Origin of the sequence: Vibrio sp. 10N.222.52.B7 (assembly GCF_041474275.1) — a bacterium.
In the GTDB taxonomy this organism is placed as follows: Bacteria; Pseudomonadota; Gammaproteobacteria; order Enterobacterales; family Vibrionaceae; genus Vibrio; species Vibrio crassostreae_C.
This window is the reverse complement of the sequence record NZ_JBFRTU010000334.1, coordinates 1-258: the sequence shown is the minus strand read 5'-3', so window position 1 is coordinate 258 and position 258 is coordinate 1. Positions and strand designations below refer to the sequence as shown.

At 43.8% G+C, this 258-nt stretch carries 1 pseudogene; it reads right to left on the bottom strand.

Annotation, left to right across the window (positions count from 1 at the left end):
* Positions 1-258 (bottom strand): annotated as a pseudogene (locus AB4512_RS23090) (MFS transporter); the annotation flags it as partial.

The window sequence follows — 258 nt, the reverse complement described above, 5'->3', positions numbered from 1 at the left end:
ACCAAAAACATAATTAGCGACAATAATACATATGAAAGTCACCATAGAGAAAAAGGATGCCGCGGCTCGAATCCTCCCCATGGATTCACTAAAGTTTTCCGTACCTAGAAGTTGTGTAGACAGTGATTTATTCACTGCTTCTAGATAATGAAAACCAACAGACATCAGGGTTGTGCTGAAATAGAAGCCATAGATTGAGGGTAAGTAACCCGTTATGGCAACGCCTAATCCCAGCGCGGCGACAGAGAGCACCGCAAC